The 15,704-nt window shown below is 73.4% G+C and carries 12 protein-coding genes; 11 read left to right on the plus strand and 1 reads right to left on the minus strand.

The features are described 5' to 3' along the window. Positions 1 to 70 precede the first annotated feature (70 nt). A complete protein-coding gene (locus POL25_RS25350; RefSeq protein WP_272088740.1) occupies positions 71 to 2,380 on the plus strand; it encodes a spermidine synthase in 2,310 nt (769 codons plus the stop codon). A gap of 263 nt (positions 2,381 to 2,643) precedes the next feature. On the opposite strand, the gene POL25_RS25355 is transcribed toward POL25_RS25350, so the two are convergent. Next, the gene (locus tag POL25_RS25355) at positions 2,644 to 2,847 is read right to left on the minus strand and encodes a hypothetical protein (protein ID WP_272088741.1); all 204 of its coding nucleotides are present in this window, start codon (positions 2,845 to 2,847) and stop codon (positions 2,644 to 2,646) included. A 291-nt stretch (positions 2,848 to 3,138) separates the two neighbouring features. Here POL25_RS25355 and POL25_RS25360 point away from each other — a divergent pair, with 291 nt between their 5' ends. The 10 genes from POL25_RS25360 (at position 3,139) to POL25_RS25405 (ending at position 15,545) form a co-directional block, all read left to right on the plus strand. Further along, a complete protein-coding gene (locus POL25_RS25360; RefSeq protein WP_272088742.1) occupies positions 3,139 to 3,771 on the plus strand; it encodes an ATP-binding cassette domain-containing protein in 633 nt (210 codons plus the stop codon). A gap of 203 nt (positions 3,772 to 3,974) precedes the next feature. Further along, positions 3,975 to 4,775, plus strand: a complete 801-nt coding sequence (locus POL25_RS25365) for an alpha/beta fold hydrolase (RefSeq protein WP_272088743.1) — start codon at positions 3,975 to 3,977, stop codon at positions 4,773 to 4,775. Between the two features lie 226 nt (positions 4,776 to 5,001). Next, on the plus strand, positions 5,002 to 6,519 hold the full coding sequence (locus POL25_RS25370) for a hypothetical protein (protein ID WP_272088744.1): 1,518 nt from the start codon (positions 5,002 to 5,004) through the stop codon (positions 6,517 to 6,519). Positions 6,520 to 6,594: 75 nt separating this feature from the next. After that, positions 6,595 to 9,654 carry a WD40 repeat domain-containing serine/threonine protein kinase gene (locus POL25_RS25375; protein ID WP_272088745.1) on the plus strand — a complete coding sequence of 1,020 codons (3,060 nt, stop codon included), beginning with the start codon at positions 6,595 to 6,597 and terminating at the stop codon, positions 9,652 to 9,654. Between the two features lie 94 nt (positions 9,655 to 9,748). After that, complete coding sequence (locus POL25_RS25380) at positions 9,749 to 9,961, plus strand: microviridin/marinostatin family tricyclic proteinase inhibitor (protein WP_272088746.1); 213 nt, start codon at positions 9,749 to 9,751, stop codon at positions 9,959 to 9,961. A 29-nt stretch (positions 9,962 to 9,990) separates the two neighbouring features. After that, positions 9,991 to 10,968: an MvdC/MvdD family ATP grasp protein gene (locus POL25_RS25385; protein ID WP_272088747.1), complete on the plus strand. Its 978-nt coding sequence runs from the start codon at positions 9,991 to 9,993 to the stop codon at positions 10,966 to 10,968. Next, on the plus strand, positions 10,965 to 11,969 hold the full coding sequence (locus POL25_RS25390) for an MvdC/MvdD family ATP grasp protein (protein ID WP_272088748.1): 1,005 nt from the start codon (positions 10,965 to 10,967) through the stop codon (positions 11,967 to 11,969). Before POL25_RS25385 ends, POL25_RS25390 begins: the two co-directional genes overlap by 4 nt. Positions 11,970 to 11,976: 7 nt before the next feature. Beyond that, complete coding sequence (locus POL25_RS25395) at positions 11,977 to 13,785, plus strand: ABC transporter ATP-binding protein (protein ID WP_272088749.1); 1,809 nt, start codon at positions 11,977 to 11,979, stop codon at positions 13,783 to 13,785. A 74-nt stretch (positions 13,786 to 13,859) separates the two neighbouring features. Next, on the plus strand, positions 13,860 to 14,759 hold the full coding sequence (locus POL25_RS25400) for an FHA domain-containing protein (protein WP_272088750.1): 900 nt from the start codon (positions 13,860 to 13,862) through the stop codon (positions 14,757 to 14,759). A gap of 90 nt (positions 14,760 to 14,849) precedes the next feature. Then, on the plus strand, positions 14,850 to 15,545 hold the full coding sequence (locus tag POL25_RS25405; RefSeq protein ID WP_272088751.1) for a hypothetical protein: 696 nt from the start codon (positions 14,850 to 14,852) through the stop codon (positions 15,543 to 15,545). Positions 15,546 to 15,704: the final 159 nt, after the last annotated feature.

Consider the following 15,704-nt stretch of genomic DNA (forward strand, 5'->3'; position numbering starts at 1 on the left):
GGCCCGAACGCCATGACGGTCCCCCCGCAGCGGGTGTTACGCTCGCGGCGACGACACCGTCCCCACGCCCGTGCTGCTCTTCGCCCTCACCATCTTTCTCAGCGCATTCCTCCTGTTCCAGGTCCAGCCTCTGATCGGCAAGATCATCCTGCCCTGGTTCGGCGGCACGCCTGCGGTGTGGACCACGTGCATGCTGTTCTTTCAGGTGCTGCTGCTGGCCGGTTATGCGTACGCGCACGCCGTGATCGCCCTGCCTGCGCGGCGCCAGGGCCTCGTGCACCTGGCCGTGCTGGTCGCGGCGGTCCTTGCCGGCGCGCCGACCATCTTCCCGCCCGAAGGTTACAAGCCCGAAGGAGACGGCGTCCCGCTGCTGCAGATCTTGCTCGTGCTGACGGTGAGCGTCGGTCTGCCGTACTTCGCCCTGTCGACCACCGGCTCGCTGGTCCAGGCGTGGTTCTCGCGGCTGCACCCGTCGCGCTCGCCCTACCCGCTCTACGCCCTGTCGAACATCGGCTCGCTGCTCGGCCTCCTGACCTTCCCGTTCCTCGTCGAGCCGCGGCTCGGCTCGGTCACCCAGGCCTCGCTGTGGTTCTTCGGCTTCGTCGGCTTCTGCGTGCTGTGCGGCGTGATCGCGGTCCAGACCACCCGCGCCGGCGCGGCCGAGCCCGCGGCCGCGCGCGAGGCCGATGTCGCCGTGCCCGCGCCGACCTGGGGTCTGCGGGCCGTGTGGGTCGCGCTCGGGGCCTGCGCCTCGATCATGCTGCTGGCGATGACCAACCAGATGGCGATCGACGTCGCCAGCGTCCCGTTCCTGTGGGTCATCCCGCTCGCGCTCTACCTGCTGAGCTTCATCCTCTGCTTCTCGTCCGAGCGCTGGTACCCGCGGGTGCTGTTCTACCCGCTGTTCGTCGGGGCCACCGCGGGTGTCGTCGGCCTCATGCTGGCCGGGGCCGACGCCGGCATCGAACAGCAGGCCCTGGTCTACTGCGCCGCGATCTTCATCTACGCCATGGTCTGCCACGGCGAGCTGTACCGTCTGCGCCCGCACCCGCGTCACCTCACCGCCTTTTACCTGGCGCTCTCGGTCGGCGGCGCGCTCGGCGGGGTGTTCGTCGGCGCGATCGCCCCGCTGGTGTTCTCCGCCTATTACGAGCTGCACATCGGCCTCGTCGCCACCTCGCTGCTGGTCCTGCACGCGTTCCGCCGCGACCAGCGGCTGGGGCTGCGCGGCCGCCCGGTCGCCGCCATCGTGCTCGTCGGCGCCGCCGCCGTCGCCTACGCCCTGTGGCGGGTCCGGACCGACAGCCCCGACTCGTTCCGCTACATCGGCCCGCTCGCCGGCGCCCTGCTGTGCATGCTGCTGTTCGGGTTCCTGTGGAGCCTGCGCGTTCGCACAGGTCTTTCCGACCCTGTCCCTCAGGACAGCCCGGCCGGCCCGCGCTGGATCGACGACGGCGCCCGCATCAACCACGGCCGGGCCCGCCTGGCCTGGCTGCTGCCGCTCGCCGCCATCGTCCTGCTCGCCGTCAACCTCGGCATCGAGGCCCGCTACCGCACCAGCGAGGCGTTGACGATCGAGCGCGGCTTCTTCGGCGTGCTGCGGGTCGCCGATCGCTACACCCACGATCCGCTGCTGGCCCGGCGGATCCTGTTCCACGGCGCCATCAACCACGGCTTCCAGTTCCGCGACCGCGAGCGCCAGATGTGGCACAACTCGTACTTCGCCGAGGAGAGCGGGATCGGCACCGCGCTGACGCGCCACCCCAAGCGCAAGCGCGGCGAGCCGCTCAAGATCGGCCTCCTCGGCCTCGGCTCCGGCACCCTGCTGACCTACGGCCGCCCGGGCGACACCATCCGGATCTACGAGATCGATCCCGAGGTCGAGCCGCTCAGCCGCGAGTACTTCACCTACTTCGAGCGCACCGAGGCAAAAGCCGAGGTCGTGCTCGGCGACGGCCGCCTCTCGCTCGAGCGCGAGCCCGATCAGGCCTACGACGTCCTGATCCTCGACGCCTTCAGCAGCGACGCCATCCCGATGCACCTGCTGACCCGTGAGGCGTTCGTGACGTACTTCCGCCACCTCGCGCCCGACGGCGTCCTCGCCGCCAACATGAGCAACCGCCACGTCGACATCCGCCCGGTGCTCAAGCAGCTGGCCCAGCATTTCGCGTGGGAGTTCGTGTGGATCGAGAACCACAGCGACGAACCCCGCGGCGTCTATGCGGCCGACTGGGGCCTGCTCACCCGCGACCAGGCGTTCCTCGCCGACCCGCTGGTCGAGATGCGCAAGGGCGACACCAGCGGCGTCTCGACCGACCTCCGCATGTGGACCGACGATTACAGCAACCTGTTCGCGGTCCTCAAGTGGTTCCACGGTTAGCGGCGCGACGCCGTGAAGACGGGTGGCCCATGGTGCGGTGATTCGCGCCGCACGTGTTCGCTACTCCCGGAGCCGCGCACGCGGGCGAACCGTGTGCGGTGATTCACGCCACCCGGCCCGGACGCGCATCGAGCCGCAGCGAACACGGGCGACCCGGGTGCGGTGATTCGTGTCGCACCCGCTGCGGTGATTCGCGTCATGACCCCGAGCCCGTTCTTGTCCGCCGGAAGCGCGAGCCGGGGCTCCGCGCCGCCGTGAGGCCGCTACGCGCAGCGACCGCCGCAGAACTCGTCCGCCTGGCCGACGCACGTCGCGTCCCACCGCGAATCGCAGCAATACGCGTCGCGCTCGCACACGCACGCCACCACCTCCGCGTCGTCGCACGCCGGCTGCTGCGACACCTCGCAGCACGGCTGATCGCCGACCGGCAGCTCGTCCGCCTCGTCCGGATCGACCGTCGGTCCCATACCGGGATCACAGTCTTGCACGAACGGGATCGCTAACGCGAGGGTCCCGACGAGGCTCCCCAACTGATTCCATGGCATCGCATTCCTCGTTTCCGGCCGCGCGCACGGCTCGCGCGGCGCACCGTCGGCGGAATTGTGGGCCCGGCGAACAGCGAAGCAATCGCGGCGCTTGCGGCGGGCCACAGCGCCCGCGGTCGCCCGCGCACCAGCCGGCGCGCGTGAGCCCGGGGCGCCCGTGCGGCCCACGACGGCGCGCCCCGCCAGGCCCCGCGCGGCGTTACACTGCCGCGCATGATCGCCCCCCTCGTCGCCCGCGGCCTGACCAAGCGCTACGGCACGACCTGTCTGTTCGAGCACCTCGACCTCGACCTCGAGGCTGGCGAGGTCCTCGTGCTCGTCGGCCCCAACGGGGCAGGCAAGTCGACCCTCATCGGCTGTCTCACCGGCGGCGTCGTGCCCGACGCCGGCAGCGTCGTGCTCGGCGGCCACGACCTGCGCAGCGCCCCGCTGGCGGCCCGCGCCGCCCTGCGCTTCCTGCCGCAGGAGGTCGAGGTCCCGCAGGGCCTCACCGGCCGCGAGCTCGTCGAGTTCTACGCCGGGGTGTTCGGCGAACCGCTCGGCCGCGAGCGCGCCATCGCCCTCGCCGACCTCGGCCCCGCGATCGACCACCTCGCCACCACCTACAGCCTCGGCATGCGCAAGCGCCTCGTCGCCGCCGCGCTCACCCTCGGCGAGGGCGTCCTGTACGTCCTCGACGAGCCGTTCGCCGGCCTCGACCGCCAGGCCCGCGCCGCCCTGATCGCCGCCCTCGTGGCCGCCCGCGCCGCCGGCGTCGCCCTCGTGCTGTCCGCCCACGACCCCGAGGACATCGCCGCCCTCGGCGGCGCCCGCGTGCTCGAGCTCGGCCGCCCGATCGCGGCATGAGTCGATCCTGTCCATTCGGGCATGCCCGCGCGGACATGCCCTTTCGGACATGGTCTTGAAAACCTGTCCCTTCGAGCATCCTTCGACCATCTGTCCCTTCGGCCATCCTTCGAGCGCCCTCGAGCCGGCCTCCGCTCCGCCGCCCGCCCCGGCTCTCGCCTGGCCATCCGCGCCTCCCACCTCACTCCCCGGTTTAAACCCTCGTGCCGCACCTCCACGCCGACCGCGCCGTCACCTTCTACCGCCACGCCGGCAGCGGCCCTGCGCTGCTCCTCTTGCACGCCGGCGCCAGCAGCGGCGTCCAGTGGGAGCGGGTCCTCGCCGCCCTCGCGCCGCGCTGGGAGGTCGTCGCCCCCGACCTCTACGGCCACGGCCACACACCTTGCCCCGAGGACATGTCCCCCGGGACCTTGCTCGAGCGCCAGGTCGCCGTCCTGCTCGCCTTGCTCGACACCCTCGGCGGTCCCGCCCGCGCCGTCGGCCACTCCTACGGCGCCGTCCTGGCCCTGAGCCTGGCCGCGGCTGCGCCCGCGCGCGTGCGTGACCTCGTGCTCGTCGAGCCGGTCGCGTTCGGCCTGCTGCCTGACGACGACCCCGCGCTCGCGCCCGTGCACGCGGTCGAGGCCGCGTGCCGCGAGCGCGTCCTCGCCGGCGACCCGGCCGGCGCCACCCGCCATTTCCTCGATTTCTGGAGCGACCCCGAGCTGTGGGACTTCCTGCCCGACGCCGACCGCCAGGCCATCGTCGCCGGCGCCCGCGAGCGCCACTTCATCGGCGGCCCGGCAGTGTTCGGCGCCCCCTTCGCCGCCGCCGACCTCGCGCGGATCTCGTGCCCGATCCGCCTCGTCACCGGCGACGACGGGCCCGAGGCCCCGCGCGCCGTCGCCGGGCGGCTCGCCACCCTCCTCCCGCAGGCCGAGCCGATCACCGTCGCCGGCGCCGGCCACATGCTGCCGCTCACGCACCACCGCGCGTTCCTCCGCCTGGTCGAGTCGATGCCCTGACGTCTCCGCCTGTGGGTCGAGCGGTCGCCGACGCCGACCCGACGCTGCCGCTCACGCACCACGGCGCGTTCCTTCGAGCTCCGCGCGCGCTCGTTCCGGACATCGCCGTCGCGCTCCCGTCGCGCGCCTGCGCGCCGGCAATCCACGCACACCCCTTCGCCTCACTCGCGGGCCTCCACCGGCCTCGACAGCCGCGGTTACCATGCCGGGCTTCGGAGGGTTTGACATGAATTTCGCTACCTCGCGGCCGCCCATCGCGGCCGCGTTCCTCGTGCTCGCGGCTTGCGGTGACGACGGCCGCGCCACCGCCACCGACGTCACGACCGCCAACGCGACCGCGACCACCACCATGACCACCGGCGCCACCCCGACCAGCACGGGCGAGCCCGACACCGGCACCGACAGCGCGAGCGACACCGCCGCGCCGACCGGCACCACCACCGTCGATCCCCCCACGAGCACCACCGGCACTACCGAGCCGGCGCAGACCACCAGCACCACCGCGGCCGGCTGCGGCGCCTGCGCTCAGCCCAACCAGCTGTGCGTCGACGACGTGTGCGTGACCTCGTGCCAGGGCCAGGGACCGGACGCCTGTCCCGAAGGCCAGGTGTGCGACATCATCAGCGGCGAGTGCCACGCAGAGAGCGACCCGTGCACCCTCGCCGGCCTCGAGACCACCTGCGCCGACCTGTCCTGTGGGCCAGGTAGCACCTGCGACGGCGTCGGCGCCTGCGTCCCGGTGGCCCCCTGCGCCGACGTCGCCTGCACCGACGACGGCCACTGCTGGGGCACCCTGTGCGGCTGCGAGCGCGTGGTCGAGTGTCAGGAGCCGACCGCCGAGCAGCTCAACGGCCCGTTCTCGACCGAGATCGGCGGCATCGACTTCGCCGACGACTGCAACGCCTGGATGGTCACCCTGCGCAGCGGCCCCGACTACGTGCGCCGCCTCAAGCCCGACGGCGAGCTGACCCAATGGACAGGTGTGGCCAACCTCAACATGGGCGAGGTCAAGGTGCTGCGCCGCCTCACCGTCCCGCAGCTGACCCACGTGCCGCCGCTGGCCGCCGGTCCCAACCGCCCGACCCCGGTCGAGGGCCTCGGCGAGGTCGCCATCACCTACACCTGCTGCGCCCAGTGCGGCTGTCAGGCCGACCCGCCGCAGGGCGTGGCCCGGCTCGACGAGGCCAACATGAACTCGCCGCTGCCGATCGTCATCGTCGCCCAGGTGACCCAGGGCGACGGCCCGTTCGGCAGCACCGCCGCCGACGCCGGCCCGCACGGCCTCGCGTGGGGCGAGGACCGCGTGCTCTACGTCGGCAACAGCACGATGAACGGCGAGTACAACGACGCCGACCTCGACGCCGCCACCCAGGACGTGGTGTTCACGTTCGACGCCCGCGTCACCGCCAGCGCCCCCGTCAGCCCGGTCCACCTGCTGGTCGCCCTCGACGGCGGCACCGTCTACCGCTTCAACGCCCAGACCAAGCAGGCCGAGTTCGTCGTCGACCTGATGGCCGACGTCACCAGCCTCGCCCACGACGCCTTCACCGGCCACGTCTACGCCGGCCTCGGCGACCTCGAGGTGGTCCGGATCGCCCCGTTCACCGGTGAAGTCGAGCCGTTCCAGACCATGCCCGGCGTCGGCCGCGTCGCGGTCAGCCCGAGCGGCAAGCTGTGGTACACGCCGGTGAAGTCCCTCGCCGACCTGCCGCTGCAATCGTGGGACCTGCCGATGGCGTTCTGAGGCCCCGGCGATGCCGCGCGCGTCCGCGATCTGCCGCTCGCTCGCCGATCGGCGCGAGGCCGCCGAGGTGCGCCGTTGATCGCGTTCGACGACCCTCCGAGCGGCCCGGTCGGCGGCGCCAGCGACGGCGCGTGCGGGCCCGGAGCGGCGCAGACGGGCCCCGTCGAGCACGAGCGCTACGAACGCCTCGGGCTGCTCGGGGCCGGCGGGATGGGCCGGGTCTACCTCGCGCGCGACCGCCAGCTCGGCCGCATGGTCGCGCTCAAGGAGGCGCACGACGACGCGCTGGCGCGGCGGCTCGCCCGCGAGGTGCGGGTCACCGCCGGCCTCGAGCACCCCAGCATCGTCACCGTCTACGACGAGGCCCGCGGCAGCGACGGGCGGCCGTTCTACACCATGCGACTGATGCGAGGCCGGCCGCTGTCGCAGCTGCTCGCCGAGCGCCGGACCGCGGCCGCGCGCATCGAGCTGCTGCCGCACTACCTCGACGCCTGCCACGCGCTGGCCTACGCGCACGCGCACGCGGTCATCCACCGCGACCTCAAGCCGGCCAACATCATGATCGGCGCGTACGGCGAGACGCAGGTGGTCGACTGGGGGATCGCGCGCCGGCTCGCCGATGCGAGCGACGACGTCGACGCCGACGCCACCTGCCCGGGCGCGATCCTCGGCACGCCCGCGTACATGAGCCCCGAGCAGGCGCGCGGCGAGCCGGCCGATCGCCGCGCCGACGTGTGGGGCCTCGGCGCCGTGCTGCACGAGCTGCTGTCGGGCGCCCCGCCGCGCCACGCCGTCGAGACGATGGCGACCGAGCTGCCCGCCCCCGCGCCCGCGCTGCCGCGCGACGTCCCGCAGGAGCTCGCGGCCATCGTCGCGCGCGCCACGGCCCCGGACCGCGACGCGCGCTACCCCGACGCCGGCGCGCTCGCGGTCGACGTCGCGGCGTTCCTGGCCGGCCGACGCGTGCACGCGCACCGCTACTCGGCGCTCGAGATCGGCCTGCGCTTCGCCCGGGCCTGGCGCGTGCCGCTGCGGGTCGCGGGCGGCGCGCTGCTCGTGATCGCCACGCTCGTGGTGCTCGGCACCTTGCGCCTGCAGGCGCAGCGCGACCGGGCGCTCGCCGCCGAGGACGAGGCGCGCACCGCCTTGGCCGCCTCGGACCGCAACCTCGCCGCCGCGCTGGTCGCCCAGGCGCGCGCCGCCGACGAGCGAGGGGCGCACGCGGCCAAGGAGGTCATCGCCACGCACGCGCTGCGGCTCGTCGATTCGCCGGAGGCGCGGGGCATCCTCGCGGGCGCCCGCGCGGCCGCTCGACCGATGCGGCTCGCCACCGCCGCCCTGCCCGACTGTTACCCGCTGCTCGCGCTCGCGGTCGACGACGTCGTGTGCGCCGAGGGCACCTCCTTGCGCCGCTTGATCGCGGGCTCCGAGCGGTGGCGCGCGCACCTCCCCAAGCCGATCCGGGAGCTGCGCGTCGACGGCGAGCGCCTCTGGTCGATCTCCCACGGCTTCGAGCTCACCACCCTGTCGCTCGCCACCGGCGCGCTGCAGGACGAGGCGTGGGACATCATCGACTTCAACGTCGGCGCGGCCTGGCCCGTGCCCGCCGAGTGGCTGGGCACCGGCATGGCGCAGCCGCACCTCGTCAACGTGTGCGGCGACACTCACCTCGTCGGCATGTCCGGGCTCGTCGACGGCCGCCACGTCCTGCTGTGCGCCGACGGTCGGCTCGGCCGCCTGTCGCCGACGGTCCTGGCCGAATTCGCGACGAGCCTCGACCCCGCGCCGTTCGTCAGCTTCACCCACCTCGAGCTGACGGATGACGCCCGGCGAGCGATCGTCGCCGGCGTGCAGGGCCGGCTCGTCGTCGCCGACCTGACCACGGGCGAGACCTGGATCGCCGCGCCGACCCGTCCCAGCCCCGTGCAGCGGATCGCCCTCGCGCCAGCGGGCGACCGCGCGGCCGTCGTGCGCGAGCGCGGCGGCGTCGAGCTGCTCGCGCTGCCGGACCTGCGCCCGCTCGGCACGATCGCCGCGACCGGCGTCCGCGACGTCCGCGTCCTCGACGACGGCAGCGTGCTCGTCGCCGACGGCCGCGGCGTCACCCGCTGGGCCCTGCCCGCCGCGCCGCGCACCGGCATCCTCGCCGACGCCCACGGCCTGTCCGGCGTGGTGTTCTCGCCCGACGGCCGCACCCTGGTGACCACCCACGGGGAGGGTCGCGCGCTGGTGTGGGACGTCGAGACGGGCGCGCGCAGACACGTGCTCGAGATCGGCACCGGCACCGTCAAGGCCGGAACCTTCTTACTCGACGGCGAGCGCTTCGCCGTCGTCGACGCCGGCGCCGGCCCATCCGGACCGCACGTGTTCGATCGCGCCACCGGCACCCTGCAGTGGCGCCCGCCGGGGCCGTTGCTGGCGCACTGGCGCGCCGACCGGAACGAGGGCTATCCCGGCGACCACGTGTTCCCGCTGATGGGTCGCCGCGTCGCCGTGCTCGCCGGCGACGTCCTGATGTTCGCCCTCTACGCGCGCGGCTTCCTCGCCGTCGACGTCGACACGCAATCGGACGTCGCCACCGTCGATTGCCCCGAACACGAATGGCAGGACCTCGCCGGCGCGCCCGGGGCCAGCCGCGCCGTGCTCGTCTCCGTCGCCGGCGCCGTCGTCGTCGTCGACCCCGGCGCCTCCCTGCGTTGCCGCCCCGTGCCCGTACCCGACGGCGTCGTCGCGGCCGACGTCTCGCCTGACGGCCGCACCGTCGTCGTCGGCGGCCGCGGCTACCTCGCGCGCCTCGACGACGACCGCCTGCGCTGGCAGGTCGCGCACCCCGGCGTGTGGCCGCTCGACGTCTCGCTCTCGCCCGACGGCCGATGGATCGCCAGCTCCGGCCCCGACGACGTCGCCCGCGTGTGGGACGCCGAGACTGGCGCTCTGCGGGCCGTGCTCAGCGGCCACCACGCCCGCGTCGCCTCGGTCGATTTCAGCCTCGACGGTCGCACCCTCGCCACCGGCAGCTGGGACGGCGCCGCCCGCCTGTGGGACCTCGCCGCCCTCGACCTGCCCGCGGGCACGCTCGCCCGCGAGGCCGAAGCGACCTGGGGACTGTCACTCGCCGACGCCCTCGGCGGCTGACTGTTGGATCGCCGTGGGATGGCAGCGCCGCGGCGCCGACTATCCTGCCTCGACTCGACGCATCCGCGCTCGAGCTCACGAAAGCAGGTAGAGGATGTCCAAGAAGTTGATCGATCTGCAAAGCGAAGGGGCCGACGTGCCCTTCTTCGCCCATCTCCTCAGCAGCCAGGCCGACCCGGCCACGCCCGCGGCCGGCGGCGGCGGCGGCACCAAGCCGGCGCCCACCTATCATTGCCTCGACTCCGAATGCACCAAGAAGTATCCGAGCGACGGTGACGAGCCGACCAGCACGCTCTGGGACAAGTGATCGCCGACCCGCGGACGGCCAGGTGAAGCATGAAGGGCGAGCGTTGCGTGCTGTTACTGTCACACAGCGCCGAACCGCTGTGCACCGACGCCGTCGCGGGTGCCCTCGCGCGCCGCGGCGCGCGGGCCGTGCGGCTCGACACCGATGATTTCCCGGCCGCGCTGGCGCTGCGCGGCGAGCTCGGGTTCCCCGGCGCGCGCGGGCTCGTGCTCGACGATCGGCCGCTCGTCGCCGACTCGGTGTGGCTGTGGCGGGTCTGGCCGGCCCGGCTCGATCCGCGCCTGCCCGCCGAACACCACGAGGCCGCCCAGCGCGAGAGCTTCGCCGCCCTGCGCGGCCTGCTGGACCTCTTGCCCGGCGTCCCCTGGATCGATGCGCTCGACGCCGGTCGCGCGGCCGACGACAAGGCCCGCCAACTCCGCCTCGCCTGCGACCTCGGCCTCACGATCCCTCCGACTCTGATCACCGCCGAACCCGCGGCCGTGCGCGAGTTCTTCGCCGCGCACGCCGGCCAGGTCGTCGCCAAGCTGCAGACGCCGCTGCGCCAGACGATGCGCGGCGGCGGCCTGCCGACCCGCCTGCTGCGGCGCGACGACCTCGAGGCGCTCGCCGGCCTCCGTCACTGTCCGATGATCTTCCAACGATATGTCCCGAAGGCCATGGAGCTGCGGATCGCCTGGGTCGACGGCCGGGCCCTCTGCGGCGCGCTCGACGGCGCCCGCTGCGGCGTCGACTGGCGCTACGAGTGCAGCGCGGACTGGCAGTCCCACGCCTTGCCCGAGCCGGTCCACCTGCGCCTGGCCGCGCTCATGGCCCGGCTCGGCCTGCGCCAGGGGGCCATCGACATGATCGTCACCCCGGCCGGCGACTACGTGTTCCTCGAGGTCAACCCCACCGGCGAATGGATGATGCTGGAGAAAGAGCTCGGCCTGCCGATCAGCGAGGCGCTGGCCCAGGCTCTGCTCCGGCTGGCGAATGATTCACAGCGAGAGGCATGCAAGCCATGAAGGTCGTGATGATCACGTTCTCCGGCGATCAGACCGGCAAGCTCGACGAATTGCGGCAGCACCTCGAGGCGCGCGGCGCCGAGGTCCTGCGCTTCGACACCGACCGCTTCCCCTGCGAGGCCCAGGCGTGGTTCCGCCAGGACGGCGAGCGCGAGGAGCTCCGCCTGCGCTGCGACGGCCAGGAGGTTCGGCTCGAGCCCGGCGACGCGATCTGGTACCGGCGCGCGCGCTGGGCCGAGAAGCTGCCGCCGTCGCTGTCGCGCCCGCTCCGCCACGGCTGCGTGCTCGAGTCCGAAGCGCTGCTGCGCGGCATGCTGGCCGCCGCGCCCTGCTTCGTCATGGACCCGCCCGACCGCGTGCGCGAGCGCGGCCACAAGCCCGCCCAGCAGCGGCTGGCCCGCGAGCTCGGCCTCGCTACCCCGCGCACCTTGATGACCAACGACCCGGCCGAGGCGCGCGAGTTCATCACCTCCTGCCCGCACGGCGCGATCGCCAAGATGCTGTCCGCCTTCGCCGTGCACGACCTCGACGGCGACGAGCAGGTCGTCTTCACCACCGCCCTGCGCGACGACCACCTCGCCCGGCTCGACGACCTGCGCCTGGCGCCGATGGTGTTTCAGGAGCAGGTCCGCAAGCGGCTCGAGCTGCGCATCACCGTGGTCGGCAGCCGCATGTTCGCCGCCGCCGTCGACTCGCAGCGGGTCGCCGGCGCCGAGGTCGACTGGCGCGAGCGCGGCGTCACCCTGCTGCCGTCGTGGCTCCCGTACGAGCTCCCGCCCGCGGTCGAGCGGGCGCTGGAGCGCTACATGGAGCGCATCGGCATGCAGTACAGCGCGATCGACATGCTCGTCGATCCCGCCGGGCGCCACGTATTCCTCGAGGCCAACCCCGCGGGCGAGTGCTTCTGGCTCGAGTACTATCCGCCGCACTTCCCGCTGACCGCGACGATCGCCGACGTGCTCGTCGGCGCCCCCGGAGCGCGGCGGACGACCCGTTCGTGACGCCGCGATGACGACCGCGGGCGAACCCTCGACCGACGGCCTGCGGGTCCGCCTCGCCCGCGGCGCCCGGGCCGTGCGGATGGCCTGGCGCAGCGCCCCGACGATCGCCGCGCTGTGGATCGCCGCGCTCACGATCGCCGCGCTCGTGCCGATCGCCGTCGCCTGGATCGGCAAGGCCCTCGTCGACGCGATCGTCGCCGGCGCGACCGACCGGGCCCTCGCGTGGCTGGTCGGCGAGATGCTGCTGATCGTCGGCCTCGGCCTGGTCCAGCGGGCCGCCGGCACCTTGCGCGGCCTCCTCGGCGCCCGCCTCGGGCTCGCGGTCAACCTCGAGATCCTTCACAAGACCCAGCACCTCGAGCTGCGCCACTTCCAGGACCCCGACTTCTACGATCAGCTCACGCGGGCCCGCCGCGAGGCCAGCCACCGGCCCCTCGCCGTCGCCGCCGAGCTGCTCGGCCTGGCCGGCGCGCTCGTCACCTTGCTGGGCTTCGTCGCCCTCCTCCTCAGCTACAGCGTCATCGCCGTCGGCATGCTGCTCGTCGCCGCGGTCCCGGCCGCCCTCGCCGAGCTGCGGTTCTCTCGCGCGACCTTCGAGCTGCGCAACCGGCGGGCCAGCGACGCGCGCATGCTCGGCTACCTCGAGCACGTGCTCGCCAGCGACGAGCACGCCAAGGAGGTGATGACCCTCGACCTCGGCCCGCTGCTGCTCGAGCGCTGGCGCCGGCTCGGCGAGGGGCTGTGGCACGAAGAGCGCGGCCTCGCCATCGCCCGCCTGCGCTCGGTCGCCCTGCTGTCGCAGCTCGGCACCCTCTCGTTCTACGGCTGCTACGGCGCCGTCGTCGTCCAGGCCGCCCGCGGCCAGCTCGGCCTCGGCGAGCTGACGATGTACGCCTTCGTCTTTCGCCAGGGTCAGGCCGCGTTTCAGACCATCCTGCTCGGGCTCGGCGCCCTCTACGAGCACGACCTCTACATGTCGAACCTGCTGCGCTTCCTCGCCATCCCCGTGGCGCCGACGCAGCCTCCGCGGCTCCCCGCCGCGCCCGCGCGAGGCGAGCGCGGGATCCGCTTCGAGGGCGTCGGCTTCCGTTACCCCGATCAAGACGGCTTCGCGCTGCGCAACATCGACCTGTCCATCGGGCCAGGCGAGACCGTCGCCCTCGTCGGCCCCAACGGCGCCGGCAAGTCGACGTTCATCAAGCTGCTCGCGGGCCTCTACGAGCCGACCGAGGGCCGGATCCTGCTCGACGGCCGCGACCTCCGCGACATCCCGCGCCCCGAGCTGCGCCGCCGGCTCGCCGTCGTCTTCCAGGACTACAATCAATACCAATTGTCCGCGCGCGAGAACGTCGGCTTCGGCGACCCCGCCCACGTCGGCGACGACGCGCGGATCACCGCCGCGCTCGCGGCCGGCGGCGCCGCCGACGTCGTCGCCGCCCTGCCGGTCGGCCTCGACGCCCAGCTCGGCCGCTGGTTCGCCGGCGGCGTCGAGCTCTCGGGCGGACAGTGGCAGCGCATCGCCCTCGCCCGGGCCTTCATGCGGCGTGACGCCGACGTCATGATCCTCGACGAGCCGACCGCCGCCCTCGACGTCGACGCCGAAGCCGAGGTCTTCACGCGCGTCCGCGAGCTCGCCGCCGGCCGCATCGTCTGCCTGATCTCGCACCGCTTCGCCAACGTGCGCGTGGCCGACCGGATCGTCGTGCTGGCCGCCAGCGGCGTCGTCGAGCAGGGCGACCACAGCCGGCTGCTCGCCGCTGACGGCGTCTACGCGGCCATGTTCCGCAAGCAGGCCCGCGGCTACGCGTGCGACTGAACTGCCCGCCGCGCGCGCCTGCAAGCGCCCGCATCGGCGACCTCCGCGGGCGCGTCGATGTTATGCCTCGAGCCATGTACCGCGCCCTCGCGACCTTCCGCCTGCCTGACGGCACGGCGCGCTCGCTCGGCCCCGGCGACATCATCGGCCGGCTGTGGAGCGCCGCCCTGCAGCTCGACGATCCGCGGATCTCCGAGGGCCACGCGATGCTCAGCCTGCGCAGCGGCGACCTGTGGCTGCTCGCCCTGCGCCGCCGGCTCGGCGTCGAGGGTCGCAGCGTCGGCGAAGTGCGGCTCGTGCCCGGACTCCGGATCGCGCTGGCGCACGGCCTCGAGGTCGGGGTCGAGCGCGTCGACCTGCCCGCCAGCGCTCTGGCGATCGAAGCGCCCGGGCTCCCGACCACCGTGCTGCCCGGCCTGTGCTCGTTGCGCGCCCGCCCGCAGATCGAGCTGTCGTCCCGCCATCAGCCCGACGCGCCGTGCATCCTGTGGGACACCTGCGACGGCTGGCGGCGCTCGCAGGGCGGCCTGACCGTCCCGCTGGAGGTCGGCGACGCCTGGGACGTCGACGGCGTCCCGTTCCGCGCGGTGGCGATGCCGGTCGGCGCCGCCGGCCTGTCGCCCACGCGCGTGACCGGCGGCATCGATCCGCCGCTGCGCATCGTGACGGCGTGGGAGACCGCGCAAGTCCAGGCCGGCGACGCGCCGCCCGTGGTCTTCTCCGGCGTGCACGCGCGGATCCTGTCCGAGCTCGCCGCGCTCCGCGGACCCGCGTCCTGGGAGGTCGTCGCGCGCGAGGTGTGGCCCGACGAAGACGACGCATGGGTCCTGCGCAAGCGCTGGGACGTGAACCTCGGCCGCCTGCGCGCTCGCCTGCGCGAGGGCGGCGTGCGTACCGATCTGGTGCGAGCCGCCGGCACCGGCCAGGTCGAGCTCGTGCTGCGCCGACACGACGAGCTCGACGATCGCGGCTGAATCATCACAGTCGCGACGATGCCCCGCGCAGGTCCGCGCTGTTGGATCGGCGTGGGTTTGCAGCGACCGCCGCGCCGCTATCCTGGCGGCATGTCCATCACGAATCGCGTACTCACGACCGTAATCACCGTAGTCGCCGGCGCCGCCACGCTCACGCCTGCGTCCGCCGCCGCGAACCCCTGCCAATCCGAATGGGTCAAGTTCAAGAATTTCTTCGACCAGAACGGCGCCAAGATCGCCCGCGGGATCTGCCAGCTCGTCAACAAGAGCGACGCCGTCGCCGCCAAGAAGTGCGTCGACGACTTCGACGCCGCCAAGCAGAAGATCGACGCCAAGCTGGCCGAGTACAACGCCAAGGCCGACGATTCGCAGTGGAAGATCGGCCCGCGCGGCCTCGGTGAGGCCACCTGGGCCACCGGCACCTTGCTCGGCGAGCGCACCTTCGCCGGCGCGCCGGTCCTTTCCGACAACTGGCGCCTCGAGCTGCAGCGCACCGGCGGCAAGGCCACCAAGCCGATGCGCGGCACCGTCTGCTTCCTCGACGCCGACGGCAACCTGGCCCTCCCGGCCGCCACCTTCGCCATCGACGCCGGCCGCCCGAACTACGACAACACCTTCACCGGCGTCGCCGGCCTCAGCCCCGTGATCCTGCTCGAGAAGCCGCTCGGCCTCAACGGCCACCAGTACCAGATCCGCGGCACCCGGGGCGTCGAGCCGACGGTCGTCCGCGAGGCCCGCCAGGTCGACACGACGGCCGCCAAGGCCGCCAAGATGCGCGGTCAGTGAACCCGCGCGCGACCTCAATTCGCGCCCGCGCCTCACATGTCCGGAGAGACATATCATCACAGTACGCCGCCTCGTCCGCCCCCGGGCGAGCGCGGCCTGTCCTCGGCCGTGCCGCGCCGACCTGTCCCCGAGGACATGCCCATGCCCCGCGGCCGGTCG

The sequence above is a fragment of the Nannocystis bainbridge genome (assembly GCF_028368995.1).
Taxonomy (GTDB): Bacteria; Myxococcota_A; Polyangia; order Nannocystales; family Nannocystaceae; genus Nannocystis; species Nannocystis bainbridge.